Consider the following 17,012-nt stretch of genomic DNA (forward strand, 5'->3'; position numbering starts at 1 on the left):
CGCGCAGCCCTGCAACGTTCCGATGAGTGCCTCCGGCGCGGCCAACGACGCCCGCCGGCGGCTCGAGGACTCCGTCGGACCAAGACCCTTCTTGCTCAATTTCGGCAATTTTCCGGTGGAAACTTTGATAGAATCACCACTTCACGTGCCGCAAGGATTCAAACAAGTGCACGTCAATCTCGAAAATTGAGCGCGAACAATGAAAAAAACAGTCTTGTCATTCGTCTTTTTAGCATTGCTGACAGGATGCGCAAACCGCAACAACATACGGATGCCGGTCTATCCCGCCTACAACGAGGCGTCGGAAAGCGAATACGCGCCGTATCTGGTCGACGGCACGTCGGAAATCAGCGGCCAGGCCTTCCTGGTGCAAAAGAATGGCGGCACTGTCAAGGCAGCGGGAAGAATGGTCACCCTCGATCCGGTCACCACAATCAGCAGCAACTGGTGGAAGCAAGCGGGTCGCATGTGGAAATACCGTATGTCCCTGCCGCCGTCGGAAGGCTTCACCAGTGCCCGCCGCAGCGTCACCGCCGATGCCGACGGCCGCTTCAAATTTTCGAAGCTGCCGGCCGGCTCGTACTACCTGCGTACCGAACTGACGTGGGATGTGGCCTACCACGGCATCCAGGGCGGTATATTAGCCGCGGAGCACGAAGTCAAGCCAGGCGAGACCAAGATGGTCATGTTGAATTCGCTGTAATCTTGCGCGGACCCGGCAGGCAATGCCGGGTCCATTGATCACGCGTCAATGAACAATACGCCGTGACATCGGCCCAGGCGCTTGCACATCCCGTGCGGCGCCTAGCCCTTCCAGGTCCGCTTGAGCCCGGTATCGGCATGAATCCAGCCGCCGCGCGGCCCGGAACGGTAGTAATACCCTACCCCGCCCTGGCGGAAGCTGCGCACCAGCCCGCCGAGCACCTCGGCATTCAGGTTGGCGATGCGGATATCGGCCGCCTTGCCTTCGATATGCAGCGATTGGCGCGCCGCCGGCACGCCCGCTTCGCGCAGCTTGTCATTCGATTTGGTGGTGCGAAAGCCGGACAGGATTTCCAGCGGTTGCTCGATGCCATAGCGCGCGATGAATGCCTGCGTGCCCCACAGCGTTTCAAATAGCTTGGGATCGATCGGCGCCGTTTCCTTGCCGTTGACGTCACGCATCAAATGGCATAGTTCCTGGTAGGCGGCATCGATGACCTGGCCATCCTTCCAGTACAGCACCTTGGTTTTTTCGCCGCTTTGCGGACGCGTCAGCGTCAGCACGCGCGGCTTGAGCCAGAAATCGAGGTCCAGCGCTTGCGCGTCGAAAATATCGGGAGGGGGCGCCAGCTCGCTTTCCGGGACCGGCGCGGAGGGTGCCGCCGTCCGTACTGCCGGCGCCGGCTTGCCCGCTTTGGCGACCTGGACCGGCCGCCGGGACTTGTCCGCCGGTGCCGCGCTGGCACTGCCGCAACCGATCAGCGGAACCGAAATCATGCCCATGGTGGACAGGCATAAGCCTTGATGTAGAAAATCTCTGCGCGTGGCCATGACGAATACTTAGTAAACAAGGCGCACACTATAGCGCAAGCTTGCCGTGCGCACAGGGCGCACGTGCATTATTGCCCGGTACAGTTGCAAAAACGCTTGCGCGGGCTGGGATCGATGGTCTCGCAGGCGTTCAATTTCTTCCAGAAGAAGTCGCACTCCAGTCCGTAACAACTTTTTTCCTTGCCCGCGAGGATGTAGCCGTTGCGTTCGTAGAACTTGCTGGCGGTGATGGTGCTGTTCAGGCGCAGCACGCTCACGCCCCAGGCGCGCGCCTGGGCTTCCACCCCGTGCAGGAGCGCCTTGCCGACACCGCTGTACAGCGCTTCGGGCAAGACATAGCACAGCGACAATTTGCCGGCCTGGGTCAGCAGGGCCACGCCCACCACCGCGCCATCGCGCTCCGCGACCAGGGCATGGTTGGCCGGCGAGACGAACCAGCTCGCCACATTTTGCGGCGTCTTGTTGCCCAGCCACGCCGTCAGCGCCTCCGGATCGTGCCGGTGATCGGCCACGCAGCACTCGGTAATCGAGCGGCGCAAGACGTCACACGCGGCAAACGCGTCTTCTGGCACAGCAATGCGAATCTCAATACCCATGTGCGATCACGATAAGCAATAACAAACAATAAAATGGTGTTGCCGCAGCTCAAGCACAACCCGACTATACCAAGAACGGACAGCACCGCCTGTTGCGAATTTGCCCAGCCCAGCCCGACCAGCCTACGCCGCCCGGCAGCCCCTGCCAAGGAAGAAAATCAAGGAAGCTTATGCGACACTATCCGCACGGCCCCGTCTAAGCATATGACAAAACAATCCTTCCGTTTTGGCTGCGGATTTTAGACCATGCGTCTCGGTTCCTACAATAGAAAGCCCAAGAGAACACCATGAAAACAACATGCAATTTGCGTACCCGCCGGGCAATCCTGTCGCTGGCCGCCGCCATGGCCATCCTGCCGCTCGGCGCCAGCGCCGCCGAGGCCCAGCTGCTCAACGTCTCGTACGACGTGGCGCGCGAGCTGTACAAGGAAATCAATCCGGCTTTTATTGCAGAATGGAAGAAAAACACGGGCGAAACCATCACCATCAACCAGTCGCACGGCGGTTCGAGCAAGCAGGCGCGCTCGGTGGCGGACGGGCTCGAAGCATCGGTGGTGACGATGAACCAGGCCAACGACATCGACATGCTGGCCGACCGTGGGGTGGTGGCGGCCGGCTGGGCCAAGAAGTTTCCCCACAATGCGGCGCCCTTCTATTCCACCATGATTTTTTTGGTGCGCAAAGGCAACCCTAAACAGATCAAGACCTGGGACGACCTGGCCAAGCCCGGCACCAAGGTGGTCATTCCCAACCCGAAAACGGCCGGCAATGGCCGCTACACCTACCTGGCCGCGTGGGGTTCCGTGATCAAGAAAGGCGGCACCGAAGCCCAGGCGCGCGAGCTGGTTGCGCGCATCTTCAAGAACGTGCCGGTGCTCGATGGCGGCGGCCGCGCGGCCACCACCACCTTCACCCAGCGCGACATCGGCGACGCCCTGGTGACCTTCGAGAGCGAAGTGCAGATGGTGCGCAGCGAATTCGGCGGCAACTTCGAGGTCGTCTATCCGGCCGTGTCGATCCTGGCCGAGTCGCCGGTGGCGGTGGTCGACAAGGTGGTCGACAAGCGCGGCGTGCGCAAGCAAGCCACCGCCTACCTGAACTTCCTCTACTCCGATGCCGGCCAGACCATCGGCGCCAAGCACTTCCTGCGCCCGCGCTCGGAAACGGTGGCCAAGAAATTTGCCGGCAACTACAAACCGATCGCGCTGTTCACGGTCGACGAGGTCTTCGGCGGCTGGAAACAGGCGCAGAAAAAACACTTCGACGACGGTGGCGAATTCGACAAGATCTACCAGGTGAAATAGTCCTGCCCGCGCCGCTTGCGCCCTCCACGCGCAAGCGGCCATTCCTCCAGCCCCCTCCTTTTTCCTGCCCGCACGGCATCCGCCCATAGCATTTCCGCCACCCAAGTAGCGCACGAGAAACTTTTCTTTCCTGAAATAATTCAGGGACTTACGCCACTTTATTAAGGTGTTTATTGCGCTTGAGCTCGTTTTGCCTCGTGCACGCTAGACATGGCCGCGCCTTTGATGCTATCGTGCCCCTATAGTAGTTGCCGTATAGAATTAACCCACTCAGCAGCTGCCGCGCTCCCCGCGCCGCCATTGACCCAGCCCAACTGCAAAGACCAACCACATGATCAAGAAATTGCTTGTCACCCTATTGATGTCGATGTCCGCCACGGCCGCCCTGGCCGTGCCGTTCGGATCGCAATCGGTACTGGTGATCGAGGACGACACCGGCAAGATCCTCCTCGAAAAGAATGCCAACCAGGTGGTCTCGATCGCCTCGCTGACCAAGCTGATGACCGCCATGGTCGTGCTCGACGCCAAACAGGACATGAACGAGCAGATCGCCATCGACCAGCGCGACGTTGACGTGCTCAAGCACAGCACCTCGCGCGTGCCGGTGGGCGCCGTGATCAGCCGCCACGACGTGCTCGCACTGGCATTGATGAGCTCCGACAACCGCGCCGCGGCGTCCCTGGGCCGCACCTATCCGGGTGGCGTGGTGGCGTTCAAGTCGGCGGTGCGCGCCAAGGTGGCCGCGCTGGGCATGACGCAGACCGTGATCGAAGAGCCGACCGGCCTGTCGCCGAACAACAAGTCGACGGCATCGGACCTGGTCAAGATGGCCAGGGCGGCATCGGCCTACCCGGAAATCGCGCGCATCACGACCGAGTCGAGCGACACGATCAATATCAGCGGCCGCGAGGTCGAGTACCGCAACACCAACCGCCTGGTCGGCGCCAAGGGCTGGGAAATCGGCCTGTCGAAGACCGGGTACACGGAAGAAGCGGGCCGCTGCCTGATCATGAAGATCAAATCGGCGGGCAAGAATGCGACCCTGGTGCTGCTCAATGCCAAGGCCAGTTCGACCCGCATCCTGGACGCGCTCAGCATCCGCCGCTTCATTGCCGGCGACGAAGCGCCTGTGATCTCCCGTGCACCGGTGCGCCAGCGCGCGCAGCCGGTGATCGTGGCGTCGGCGGCGCGCGCGCCGGTGATCAAGGCCAGCTTGCGTGGCCGTGGACGCCACCATCCTGTGATCGTCAGCGCCGCCCATGGTCCGGTGGTCAAAGCGGGGCTGCACAGCCGCGTGAAGCTCAAGCAGAACAAGCCGGTCATCTACCGCCACCGCCGCGCGTAAAAAACGCAGCTCCCGTCGTTTCCGTCGCTTCCATCATTGGCGGAAACGACGGTGTTCCTCACCCCGCAATCATCTCCCGCAAACCGCTCGCCCTCTGGGTGCGCTGCGCAATCGACTCGCCCAGGATCGCCGCCAGCGGCGACACCAGCGTAAACTGCGCACTGGCCCGCGTGATCCCCGTATAAATCAGCTCGCGCGCGATCACCGCCCCGCGTTCGCGCGGCAGCACCAGCACCGTGTGCGCAAATTCCGATCCCTGCGATTTGTGTACCGTCATCGCGAACGCCGTCTCCACATGCCGCAAGCGCGTGGCCAGCACACTGCGCACCTTGTCCCCCTCCAGGAAATACACGCGCAACGAGCCCGGACGCGCCGGATCGCCCAAGGTCAGCCCGATGTCGCCATTGAACACGCCGGTGCCATAGTCGTTCCGGGTGATCATCACCGGCCGCCCCACATACCACTCGCCACGGCGCCGGATCAGCCCTGCCCCATCCAGCCGCTGCTCGATCGCGTCATTCAAGCCGCCCACGCCCCACTCGCCCTCGCGCACCGCGCACAACACCCGGAACGCCTCGAAGCGATGCAGCACCGCGCGCACCCAGGTCTCGTGCGCCTGGCCGCCATCGCCCTCGCCCATGAGCGAGAGATACGGCACGTAGCCATCGAACGCCAGTTGCACCACATGCTGCTGGTGCCCATGCTCGATCCAGCGCACCGTGCCGTCGCCAGCGCGCAGCACTCCCTCGGCGCGCGCGACGTCGCCGGCGTTCACCGCCAGCGCCAGTTGCCCGATCGGCCCACTGAAACGGCGGCTGCTGCGCAGCATCACGGTCTGCTGCGCCAGCGCCCCGCCGGCGCCGCCATAGTCGGCCGGAATGGTCTCGCCGCTGGCCGCCAGGGCATACGCCATCGTGGCCGCGGAATACCCGCCCGCCTGCGCATCGCGGCACAGGTCACCCAGCACCGCCCCCGCCTCCACCGACGCCAGCTGGTCTTTGTCGCCCAGCAGGATCAAGGTCGCGCCCACCGGAAGCGCGTCCAGCAAGGAGGCCATCATCTCCAGGTGCACCATCGACGCTTCGTCGACAATGAGCACGTCGATGTCGAGCGGATTGCCCTTGTTGTGCGCGAAGGTACGGGTGTCGGGCCGCGCTCCCAGCAAACTATGCAAGGTGCGCGCCGCTCCCATGCGCGCCGTCAGGTCGCGCAGCGGCAGCGTGGTGCCGACCTTGTCGGCCAGTTCGGTCAAGGCCTTGTCGATTGATTGCTTCAGGCGCGCCGCCGCCTTGCCGGTCGGCGCGGCCAGCGCGATGCGCTGCCGTCCCGCGTCCGGCGCCACCGCGAACAGCAGCGCAAGCAGGCGCGCCACGGTGTAGGTCTTGCCGGTCCCCGGCCCACCGGTGATGATCGCGATCGAGCCGCGCAGCGCGATGGCGCAGGCCAGCTTTTGCCAGTCCGGCCCCTTGGTGCGGCGCTCCGACGCGAACAGGATGTCGAGCCAGATGCGCACCGCCGGCGCGTCGACCTCGCGCACCTGTTCGGCGCGCGCGCGGATCGTGTGCGCGACCAGGGTTTCGTCGCGCCAGTAGCGGCGCAGGTACAGGCGCTCGCCGTCAAGCACCAGCGGCTGGTCGAAATCGAGGTCGCCCACATGCCACACCTGATCGGACGCGGTCAGCTGGTCGATCCAGCCCTTGCGGTTCCTGGGCAGCGCGCCGGCCGAGCGCGCCAGCGCATCCCACTGCTCCTTGTCCCATGCCATCAGCGCGGCCGGGTCCAGCGCCAGCTGGTCGAGCATCAGGCAGCTGTGGCCGCGCCCTTCGAGTTCCGACAGCAGCACGCAGGCCAGCATCAGCGCCGGCGTGGCGCTGCCGAGCGAGCCGACGAAGCGCGCAAAGGTGCCGGACAGGCGCCGCAGCTGGCCATCTTCGGTCAGCATGGCGACCTGCACCCACAGGGCGTCGAGCGAGGCGACGCGCGAGGCGGCGCGCGAGGCGACGCGCGAGGCGACGCGCTTCATGCATCCTCCCGCGAGGGCGCGACGCCGAGCAGCGCATCGAGGCCGTCGAGCAATACCAGGTCCGGTTCGAGCAGGTAGCAGCCGCGCGTGCCGGCATTGGCGATCCCGCGCAGGAACAGGAAAATCGCGCCGCCCAGCTGGCGCGCCGGATCGTAGGCTTCGCCCAGGCGGCTCTTGAGCAAGCGATGCAGGGCCAGCATGTAGATCGCGCCCTGGATATCGTAGCGGTGCACCGCCATCCCGGCCGCCATCGCGGCCTTGCCGTAGGCGGCGTCGCCGCTGCCGAGCGCGTTCGACTTGTAATCGATCACCCAGTAGCGGCCTTCGTGTTCGAATACCAGGTCGGCAAAGCCTTTCAGCATGCCGTGCAGGTAGCGCTCGGGCAGCGAGGGGCGCGGCGTCTTCCCGAGCAGATGCGTGCCGCACAGGCGGTCGAGCGCTGCGCTGTTCAACTGCTCGCTGGGAAACCAGAACTCCATTTCAGGAATGACGCGATCGATGGCGGCCAGCGGCACGCCCAGGTGCGGCAGCGGCGTGGTGGCCACCGCGCGCAGCCAGGCCACGGCATCATCCTGGCGGTGGCCCCAGCCGGCGCGCTCGCAGCGCTGGCCAAGGCGCGCGGCGAACTGCTCGTCCTCGGCAATCGCAAAGCCCTCCTGCCCCATCCACTCAAGCTGCTCGTGCAAAAAATTGCCGGGCACGGAACCGCGCGGGAAGCGGTGCCAGGGTGCGTCGTCGGTGCGCAGGTTTTGCTGCATGAGCCGCTGTTGCTGCTCTTCGTCGAACAGCGTCTCGTCCTGCGCGCGCATCGGCGCCGCGTTGGTCTGGCGCGTGAGCGAGGTAAAGGAACCGACCGCCCAGTTGCGCTCGAAGCTGCCGCCAAAGGGCGCGGCATCGACCAGCGCCGGGCGCGCTTCGTCGCGCGCCAGCATGGTAACGCCTTGCGGCGTATCGAGCGAGCGCAGGCCGATCGCCTGCGAGCCGGCGCGCAGCTTTTCCCAGTACGGCGCGATATCGGCCGCGCCAATCGGCTGCCCGCCCGTCAGCAGGTAGCCGAGCGCCGACTCGTGCAGCTTGTTGTCGCCCGCCTTGCGCGCAGTGACCGCAGCCACGCCGAGCCATAAAAAATGGCATGCGCGCGTCAGCGCCACGTACAGCAGGCGCAAGTCTTCCTCGATGCGCGCGCGGTCGACGGCATGCAAGGCTTCGTCCGACAGCGCCAGGTCGATGCGGCGCACGCCGTCGCGCCCGACGAATTCGAAAAAGCTGCGGTTGCGCCGGTCGGTGGTGCGCGCCGTCACGGCGAACGGCAGGTACACCAGCGGATATTCAAGCCCCTTGGACTTGTGCACCGTGACCACCTTGACCAGCTCCGCGTCGCTTTCCAGGCGCAGCACCCGTTCATCGCCGCCCTCGCCCACCCCGGCCAGCTGTTCGGCGAACCAGCGGATCAGGGCTTGCTCGCCTTCGAGCTGGCTGCTGGCGCTTTGCAGCAGTTCGGCCAGGTGCAGCAGATTGGTCAGGCGCCGTTCGCCGCCGGCCTGTCGCAGCAGCGCCGACGGCAGCCGCATGTCATGGATAAAGCGGCGCAGCATGGCCAGCACGCCCTGGCGCTGCCACACGATGTGCAAACCCTTCAACTGCTCGACCCGCACTTCCCACGCCAGTTCGTCCGACGACAGGCGCGCCAGTTCGCCCAGCGACAGGCCGGACGTGCGGGTGGCAAATGCCGCACGCGCCAGCGCCCCATCGAGCGGATTGGCAACCGCTTGCAGCCAGCGCAGCACATCGGCAGCCTCCTCGCTCTCGATCACCGAGTCCTTGTCGGACAGGTACACGCTGGGCACCTTGCGCTGCGCCAGCGCGCGCCGGATCGCGGTCGCTTCGCGCCGGTCGCGCACCAGGATGGCGATATCGGCCGGCACCAGGCGCGTGAAGGCCCCGTTTTCGCTGAAACCCGCGTGCGGGTCGTTCAGCAGGCCGACGATATGCTCGGCGCTGTGATGGGCGAAGAATTCGCGGTAGTCATCCGCCTTGAGGTCATCGCGGCTGGTGCTGCAAATGGCCAGCGCCTGGTACGGCCCGTCCACGCCCACCAGCTGCTGCGCGCGCCCCTTTGCCGCCACCGCGTCGAACGGCAGCGGATTGACGCTACCCTTGCGGAAGCGGAAAGCCCCGGCCGCAAAGCCGGGATGGCCATCGCGCCCTTCGGCGTGCAGGAACAGCTGGTTGACCGCTTCCACCAGCGCCGCCGTCGAGCGGTAGTTGGTGCCGAGCTGGTAATGGCGTCCTTCGGTGGCACTGCGCGCGTCCAGATAGCTGTGGATGTCGGCGCCGCGAAAGCCGTAGATCGACTGCTTCGGATCGCCGATCAGGAACAGGCCGCGCGACGGGTCGTTGTCGGCCACCCGGTACAGCAGGTTGAAGATCGCATACTGGTCGGGCGAGGTATCCTGGAATTCGTCGACCATCGCCACCGGAAACTGGTCGACGATACGCTGGCGCAGCGCTTCGCCATTGGCGCCTTCAAGCGCGCTTTTCAGGCGCTCGAGCATGTCGGCAAAGCCGAACTGACGCTTGCGCCGTTTCAGTTCCATCATGCGGCGCGCGATATGCGAAGCGGCATGGCGGTACAGCGCGTGCGCCAGCGGATCGATCGCCTTGAGCGCTTCCCACAGGTCGGTGGTGGCGTCGAAGCACGGCGCAATGTCGACGCTGAAGCCCTTGCTGAAGGCATCCGTGATCCCGTCCGGCGTGAGGCGGTGCCAGGCCGTGTCGGTCAGGGCCGGCATCAGCATGGCGGGCGCGCGCGCCCAGGTGCGCAGCGCCTCGAACCACTTGAGCAGGGAATCGGCGCGCAGCTTGTTGCCGTTGAAGCACTTGGGCGCCATCTCGCGCTGGGCGGCGATCCATTGCTCCATGGCGTCGGCGCGCTCGGCCCAACCGGCTTTCAGCTTGGCCAGTACGGCCGCCTGCGTGCGTTCGACCCGGTCGATGGCTTCTTCCAGCGATTCGTCGGGCGGATCGCCCAGCACCGCGACCCGGCGCACCAGGTCGCGCACCGTGTTCTTGAGTGCGCGCACGTCGGGCCAGCAAGCCAGCAGCGCGCCGAGCGCACCGCTGTCGAGCGGGTAGACATTCTGGCGCCAGTAGTCATGCGCCGCGTCCTCGAACAGCGCGTGTTCGTCGCTGACCAGTTCTTCGTCGAACAGGCTGCCGCTGTCGAACGCGTGCTCGCGCAGCATGCGCTGGCACCAGGCGTCGATGGTGAAGATCGCCGCTTCGTCCATGGTGTCGGCGGCCAGCATCAGGCGGTGCGCGGCCACCATGCGTTCGCCCTCGCTGCCGCAGGCGTCGGCCAGCTGGTGCAGGTAGGGGTCGTCCAGTTCCAGCTCGCCCCGGAAAAATCCCGCCGCTTCGACCAGGCGCTCGCGCACCCGGTTCGACAGCTCGCGCGTGGCGGCGCGGGTAAACGTCATCACCAGGATTTCGGACGGCAGCAGTGCGCGCGCAAAGCCGTTCTCGCCGCCGTGGCCAAGCACCAGGCGCAGGTACAGGGCGGCGATGGTCCAGGTCTTGCCGGTGCCGGCGCTGGCCTCGATCAGGCGCGTGCCGGACAGCGGGAAATGCAGGGCGTCGAGCAACTGGCTCATGCCGCGTCCCTGTCCATGGGGGCGATCTCGATGTGCTGGTCGAGCCAGCGCACCAATGGCCCGTAAAGCGCCTCGGCGATGGCCGGGAACTCGCCGCTGGCGTTGAGGGCCGAAAAGTCGGGCCACAGGCGCGCCAGGCACTGGTCCAGCACTTCGCCCGAGAGCTCGAAGCCGCCTTCGTAGGTGCTGCGCGGCTCGCCCTGCTGCAACAAGGCCAGCGCCGTCTTGCAGGCCACAGGCAGCGGTTGATCCATGTTGCGGCGCCACAGCGCCACCAGCCCGGCCAGCTGCGCGTGCGACTCCTCGCGTTCGAGCGGCGCCAGCATGACGATGGCGTCGCGCGCGACCAGGTAGCCGCTGACCGGCTGGCCGACCGCCGCCGCAGCCAGTTGGCGCAGCCACGGGGCGATCAGCTTGTCGCCGCGCGGTGCGCCTTTTTTATCGAGCACCTTTGACGAGATTTGCAGCAGCCAGGCCGTTTCGCTGGCGTTGCTGCGCAGTTTGTCGACCCAGTCTTCCAGGTGCACGCCGCCCAAATCGAGGCTCACGGCCAGCTTGGGCGCCACTGCATCGAAGCGCGCGCCCAGGGTCAGCCAGGCGGTGCGCACCGGCACCAGGCCCTCGACCAGCTGCTCCTGCCACTGCTTGCCGACCAGGCCAATCGGCAGCACGCCTTCGCGTTTGAGGCGTTCGGCGCGCGCGCCGAGGCTGTCGCGCACTTCGTGCAGTTCCTCGGGCGTGCTGGCGTCGTCGAGCAGGCTGTCCTCCAAAAAGTAGCGTTCCAGCGCGTTGAGCGAGAACGGTTCCTCGTCTTCGCCCACCGCCTGGGCGTCCCCGAACGCCACGCCGAGGCGGCGCCGGAAAAAATAGCGCGCCGACTGGCGCAGAAAGTTGGCCAGCTCGCCCAGTTTCAGACGGTACTCGGGTTCCAGCTCGAACGGCGGCAGCACGGCGTCATCCAGGGCGTCGCCGGCGCCGTGGGCGGCGCGCCATTCGGCCGCGTAGGTCAGCATGCCGCCCTGCTCGAAATAGCGCCTGCTGAATGGCTGCAGCGCGTGTTCGGTGGTCATCGTGGCCAGGTCCAGGTCCCAGCCTTCGGCCAGGTAGTCGCGCAGTTGCGACACCAGCACCGAGGCTGGCTGCTCGCTGTTGTCGCGCACATTGCGCCCGACCCAGCTCACATACAGCTTGTCGCGCGCCGCCAGCACGGCCTCCAACATCAGATAGCGGTCGTCGTCGCGGCGCGACCGGTCGCCCGGACGCGCCATGCCGGGCAGCGCCAGCAGGTCGAAGTCGGCCTGGCGCGCGCGGCGCGGAAAATCGCCATCGTTCATGCCGAGCAGGCAGACCACGCGAAACGGCACGGCGCGCATCGGCATCAGGGTGCAGAAGGTCACGCCGCCGGATACGAACTGGTGGTTCAGGGTCGGCTCGTCGAGCTCGCCCAGCCACGCTTCACGCAGCACCGCCAGCGGCACTTGCTCGTCGAAGCCGGCGCTGTCGCAGGTCTCCAGCCAGCGTTGCAGGGCGTCGTGCAGTTGCGCGAGCGTCAGGCGGTCGCCTTCCTCGGTGGCGGCGAAAAACGCCGCCAGCAGCGCGCGCGCCTGCTCGCCCCACTGCGCCGGGGTGCGCGCTTCGGCCAGCGTGGCGCGCCAGGCCAGCAGCGTTTCGATCAGTTGCGCCAGCGAGCCGGCCAGCGCGGCATCGAGCCCGCCCACTTCGGCGTACGGCTCGATCTGGCGGAAGCTGCCGCCGGCGCCGCTGGCGTAACCGAGCAGCATGCGCCTCACCCCAAAAATCCAGGCATTCTGCTCGCCCGCCGAACCGAGTCCGAGGCCGTCGCGGTGCTGCTGGTCCAGGCCCCAGCGCACGCTGGCGCCTTCGATCCAGTTGCCCAGGGTGGGCAGTTCGTCTTCGCTCAGGCCGAAGCGCGCGGCCAGCGCCGGCACGTCGAGCAGGTCGCGCACTTCGCTCTGGCGGCAGCGCTGCTGCGGCAGCCGCAGTAGCCATTCGAGCGACACCAGCAGCGGATTGACGCTGCGGTCCTTCACATCACCGATCTCGAACGGGATGAAGCGCGGGTCGCTGCGCTTGTGCTGCTCGAATACGGCGTGGATCGCGGCCGAAAAGGTGTCGATGTCGGGCACCATGACGACCACGTCGCGCGGGCGCAGCCTGGCGCCGGGCGCGCCAAACCACGACAGCAACTGGTCGTGCAGCACCTCGACTTCGCGCTGGACGCTGTGGGCGACGTGAAATTCGATCGAGCGGTCGCGTGGCGCAGGGTTGGCAACGGCGCCGGATTGCGCCAGCCCCCTGGCGCAGGGATGCTCGCGCAGCGGCAGCATGTCGCGCACGGCCGCCTGCACCTGCGCCAGCAGGGTCTCGCCTTCGCCGTCGCTAAAGAGATCGATGCGCAGCTGGTCGGCGCGCTCGCTCGATTCGGTGTCGAATTCGTCGAGCATGCGGATGAAATCGCGCCCTTGCCTGCCCCAGCTGGCCAGCAGCGGATGGCTGTGCGCGTGCAGTTCTTCGAGCGGCACCCCGGACAGGTCGATGCCGCCGCGCTGGCGCTGGCGTTTGTGGGCGGCCTTGAGCAGTTCGCGCCCTTCGATGATGTCGCCCCAGTAGAACTGGCAGGGATTGGGCACCGCCAGCAGCACCTGCGTATGGTGCGAGAGCGAGGCGATGGCTTGCAAGGTCTGGTACGGCAGCGCCGACATCCCGAACAGCACCACGCGGCGCGGCAGGCGTCCGGCCGGGGCCTCGCCGCTCTCGCTGGCGCGCACGAACTGCTGGTGGATGGTGGCGCGGCCCGAGTCGCGCAGCTGCGGCGCCAGGCTGTCGTTCACGGCGCGCCACAGGCAGGCTTGCCAGCGCTGCTCCGGCGCGAGGGGAACCAGGTCGCCGCGCGCATTGCGCAGGCGGTCGCGCCCGGCCGTCCAGTCGTCGAGCCAGTCGGCGCGGTACACCTGGTACTGGTCGTACAGGTCGGCCAGCCGTTCGGCCAGTTGCAGGCGCCGTTCGGGGTCGCCGTCGCCCAGGAAATGGCGCAGCGGGGCGAAGGCCTGGTCGGCCAGCAAATGCGGCAGGAGGCGCATCAGGCGCCAGGTGAGCGGGCCCTTGTCGTACGGGGAGCGGGTCGGAACGCGCTCGCGCCCGAGCATGCCGCGGTAGGCTTCCCACAAAAAACGCGCGGGCAGCGCCACGCGGGTGGCCGCGCACACGCCCATTTCCTCGGCCAGCGCGATTTTCAGCCACTCGGCCACGCCGTTCGATTGCACCAGGATGATTTCGGTTTCGAGCGGGTCGAGCGGGTGGCTGCGCAGCCAGGCGAAGAGCGCGGCACGCAATTGCTCCATCTGGTTGCCATGAAGAATAAGGAGGCCGGGCGTGACGGGAGAAGACATGGCGCACAGCATACTAGCTTTGGGCTGGGCGCGGTAGGGTGATACGTGCCGTTAACCCGGCGATGCGCTCTCAGTTGGCCGATTCGGTGAGTTCGTGCGCGATGTGCTCGTTCAACTGGTCGAGCAGCGTGTACATGCTGGCCACCAGCGTGCGCGCCTGGTCCACCGTGGCGCCGTCGCGCAGCTGCTCCAGGTCCTGGCACAGGCCCGCGAAACGCATCGCACCCACGGCCTTGGCCGATGCCTTGATGCGGTGCCCCAGGTCGGCCAGGCGTTCCAGGTCGCCGCGATCGAGCGCTTCGCTCACGTCAGCCAGGCCGTCGCGCGCCGAGTCGAGGAACATGAACGCGTACTTGCGCATCTTGACCGGATTGGCGCCGAAGGTCAGCGACAAGGCGCCCATGTCCAGCATGCCGGCATCGCTCGACGCCACCGGCGCGGCCGACATGCGGGTCGGCGCCTGGTCGGCCAGCGCCGCCACGCGCCGCCGTCCGTTGCGCGCCGGCCGCGTGGCCAGCCAGCGGGCGATCACCTCGAACAGCAGCTTGGGCGAAATCGGCTTGGTGACGAATTCGTTCATGCCCGCTTCCAGGCAGCGCGCCTGGTCATCCTTGCCGGCGTTGGCGGTCATGGCGATCACCAGCGCATCGCGCAGGCGCGGGTCGGAGCGGATCATGCGGGTCGCTTCAAAGCCGTCCATCACCGGCATCTGCACGTCCATCAGCACGCAGTCGAAGCGTTCCTTGAGCATCAGGTCGATCGCTTCCTTGCCGTTGTTGGCCACCACCACCGTGACCTGGGCTTCTTCGAGCAATTCCTGGCCCACCTGCTGGCTGAAGATATTGTCTTCCACCAGCAGGATGTAGGCGCCGCGCAGTTGTTCGAGGACCGCCGGATCGACCGCGCTGCGGTCGCCCGGCAGGAAGTTGAGCGCCTTGCCCAGGCGCGCCGTGAACCAGAAGGTGCTGCCATGGCCCGGCGTGCTGTCGACGCCGACCGTGCCGCCCATCAGCTCCGCCAGCTGCTTGCTGATCACCAGCCCCAGGCCGGTGCCGCCGTATTTGCGCGTGGTCGACGGGTCGGCCTGGTGGAAGGACTTGAACAGGTCGGCGATTTCGGCGTCGCTCATGCCGATGCCGGCGTCGACCACCTCGAAACGCACGATGACGTCGTTCTCGCCCTCTTCAAGCGCCAGCGCGCGCACGCGGATGCTGCCGTTTTCCGAGAACTTGATGGCGTTCGAGGTGAAATTGAGCAGCACCTGCTCCAGCCGCAGCGGGTCGCCGCGCAACTGCGGCGCCAGAAGCGGGTCGATCTCGAAGTCGAGATGCAGGTGCTTGGTGGCGGCCGCGTCGCCCAGCTGGTTGGCGATGTTCTGCATCAGCGCGCGCAGGCCGAAGTCAAGCACTTCGAGTTCGAGCTTGCCCGCTTCGATCTTGGAAAAATCGAGGATGTCGTTGATGATGCCGAGCAGGTGCTGGCTCGAATGATGGATTTTTTCGAGGTAGTCGCGCTGCTTGGGATTGGCCACCGACTTGAGCGCCAGGTGCGACATGCCGATGATGCTGTTCATCGGCGTGCGGATTTCGTGGCTCATGTTGGACAGGAAGTTGCTCTTGGCCAGATTGGCGGCGTCGGCCTGCGCCTTGAGCTGGTGCAGTTCGGTCACGTCGGTCGACAGGCCGATCACGGCGCTCACCTCGCCGTCGAGCAGTACCGGCACCTTGACGGTCCACAGCTGGCGCACCTCGCCATCGAGCTGGGTAAATTCCACCTGGCTGGCGTGGCGCGCGCCATTGGCGAAGATCTGGATATCCTGGTTCCAGGAGATATCGGCCAGTTCCGGCGCCATTACCTCGCGGTCGAGTTTCCCGATGATCGCTTCGGCCGGCTGGCCCATCGCTTCGGCGGTGCGCGCATTGATATAGATGTAGCGCCGCTCGCGGTCCTTCATGTACACATGCGCGTCGATACTGTTGAGGACAGAATCGAGCAGCACGCGCTGTTCGATGGCGGCCCGGCGCGAGCGGTACAGGGTAAAGAAGAAGGCGTAGACCAGCAGCGTGACCAGGAAGCCGACCCCGAACGTGAGCGGCGGCAGCAGCACGTCGAAGCCCCTGTACAGGTCCGCGCGGGCGATGCGGAAATGCGCTTTCCACAGGTTGCCGTTGTAGTCGACCGGCAGCACGGTGTCGAAATGGGCATCATCCCGGGCGGCGGCGGCCAGCGCATCGTGATCGTTGTACAGCAGCCGGTCGAGCCGCCCCAGGGCCAGGCTGCGCCGCTCGGGGTCGGGGCCGCCGTCGGCGTACAGCGCCAGCCGCAGGCGGCGCTGCGGCATTTCCTCGAGCGCGCTGCCGACCAGCGCCGGCACCGAAAAATCGATGCCCACGCTGCCGATATAGGCGGCGCGGCGCGCCTGCGCGGTGTAGAGCAGCGCGCCGCTGCGGTAGACCGGCATGCGCATGTCCAGCGCCACGTGCGGACGCGGTGCCTCGACCATGAACGGCATGCCCGTCGCGCTGACCTTGCCGCTGTCGCGCGCCTGTTCCAGCAGCGCCATGTCGGCCGGCGTGGCGCCGATGTCCAGGCCCATGCGATTGCCGGCGCGCGCGGCCTGCGGTTCGATGTACGTGAGCACGGTGTAGCCGGCGCGCTCGCCCTCGGGCCGGATGATAAAGTCGGGATAGCCGCCCGCGTCCACGCTGCGGTCGGCGCGCACCGCGGCGATGAAGTCGGCGCGTTCGGCCGCGCTCACGTAACGCGCAAACGTGACTCCCTCGATCGCCGGAAAGTTCGTGCGCATGCCCAGCGCCTGCACGTAGCGGTGGAACTGCAGGCGGCTGGGCGTCTCGGCGCTCTGGAACAGGGCCGACACGCCGCGTGCCAGGTCGGAATACGATTTGACGCGGGTCGACAGGCTCGATTGCGCGCTGCGTGCAAAGGCGTCGAAACGCTGGCGCGCATCGCCGTTGACCATTCTGCTGGCGCCCACCGACAGCAGGGAGGCCACCAGCGCCGACAACGACAGCCCTGCGGCCCACCATGCCAGGCGCGCCCCGGAACGAGCACCGGCGGTGCCTGCCATGGTGCGCTTGATCGCTTGCATCATCGTCCAACCCCGTTATTTTCGCTCGGCCGTACTTGG

The 17,012-nt window shown here is 66.4% G+C and carries 10 protein-coding genes; 4 read left to right on the plus strand and 6 right to left on the minus strand.

Annotated elements, in window-relative coordinates; all coding sequences use genetic code 11:
- Together PO883_RS12465 and PO883_RS12470 are read left to right on the plus strand one after the other, a co-directional pair.
- Positions 1 to 190, plus strand: a 190-nt coding sequence (locus PO883_RS12465) for a hypothetical protein (RefSeq protein WP_289310049.1), incomplete at its 5' end; no start/stop codon positions are given.
- Between the two features lie 81 nt (positions 191 to 271).
- Positions 272 to 703: a carboxypeptidase-like regulatory domain-containing protein gene (locus PO883_RS12470; protein ID WP_289310050.1), complete on the plus strand. Its 432-nt coding sequence runs from the start codon at positions 272 to 274 to the stop codon at positions 701 to 703.
- Between the two features lie 101 nt (positions 704 to 804).
- Here the strand turns inward: PO883_RS12470 and PO883_RS12475 are convergent, their stop codons facing one another.
- Both PO883_RS12475 and PO883_RS12480 read right to left on the minus strand, forming a co-directional pair.
- Positions 805 to 1,533 carry a DUF882 domain-containing protein gene (locus PO883_RS12475; protein WP_289310051.1) on the minus strand — a complete coding sequence of 243 codons (729 nt, stop codon included), beginning with the start codon at positions 1,531 to 1,533 and terminating at the stop codon, positions 805 to 807.
- Positions 1,534 to 1,601: 68 nt separating this feature from the next.
- Entirely contained in the window at positions 1,602 to 2,129 is a 528-nt protein-coding gene (locus PO883_RS12480) for a GNAT family N-acetyltransferase (protein ID WP_289310052.1), read from the minus strand.
- A gap of 287 nt (positions 2,130 to 2,416) precedes the next feature.
- Here PO883_RS12480 and PO883_RS12485 point away from each other — a divergent pair, with 287 nt between their 5' ends.
- Complete coding sequence (locus PO883_RS12485; RefSeq protein WP_289310053.1) at positions 2,417 to 3,433, plus strand: sulfate ABC transporter substrate-binding protein; 1,017 nt, start codon at positions 2,417 to 2,419, stop codon at positions 3,431 to 3,433.
- 331 nt (positions 3,434 to 3,764) lie between these two features.
- A complete protein-coding gene (locus PO883_RS12490; protein WP_289310054.1) occupies positions 3,765 to 4,778 on the plus strand; it encodes a serine hydrolase in 1,014 nt (337 codons plus the stop codon).
- A gap of 58 nt (positions 4,779 to 4,836) precedes the next feature.
- On the opposite strand, the gene recD is transcribed toward PO883_RS12490, so the two are convergent.
- The 4 genes from recD to PO883_RS12510 all read right to left on the minus strand — a co-directional run bounded on the left by recD (position 4,837) and on the right by PO883_RS12510 (position 16,976).
- Complete coding sequence (recD, locus tag PO883_RS12495) at positions 4,837 to 6,801, minus strand: exodeoxyribonuclease V subunit alpha (RefSeq protein ID WP_289310055.1); 1,965 nt, start codon at positions 6,799 to 6,801, stop codon at positions 4,837 to 4,839.
- Positions 6,798 to 10,454 carry an exodeoxyribonuclease V subunit beta gene (gene recB, locus PO883_RS12500; protein ID WP_289310056.1) on the minus strand — a complete coding sequence of 1,219 codons (3,657 nt, stop codon included), beginning with the start codon at positions 10,452 to 10,454 and terminating at the stop codon, positions 6,798 to 6,800. Before recB ends, recD begins: the two co-directional genes overlap by 4 nt.
- Entirely contained in the window at positions 10,451 to 13,864 is a 3,414-nt protein-coding gene (recC, locus tag PO883_RS12505) for an exodeoxyribonuclease V subunit gamma (protein ID WP_289310057.1), read from the minus strand. Before recC ends, recB begins: the two co-directional genes overlap by 4 nt.
- Positions 13,865 to 13,934: 70 nt before the next feature.
- Positions 13,935 to 16,976 carry a CHASE domain-containing protein gene (locus tag PO883_RS12510; RefSeq protein WP_289310058.1) on the minus strand — a complete coding sequence of 1,014 codons (3,042 nt, stop codon included), beginning with the start codon at positions 16,974 to 16,976 and terminating at the stop codon, positions 13,935 to 13,937.
- Positions 16,977 to 17,012 lie beyond the last annotated feature (36 nt).

Source organism: Massilia sp. DJPM01 (assembly GCF_030348125.1).
GTDB classification, from domain to species: Bacteria; Pseudomonadota; Gammaproteobacteria; order Burkholderiales; family Burkholderiaceae_D; genus Telluria_A; species Telluria_A frigida.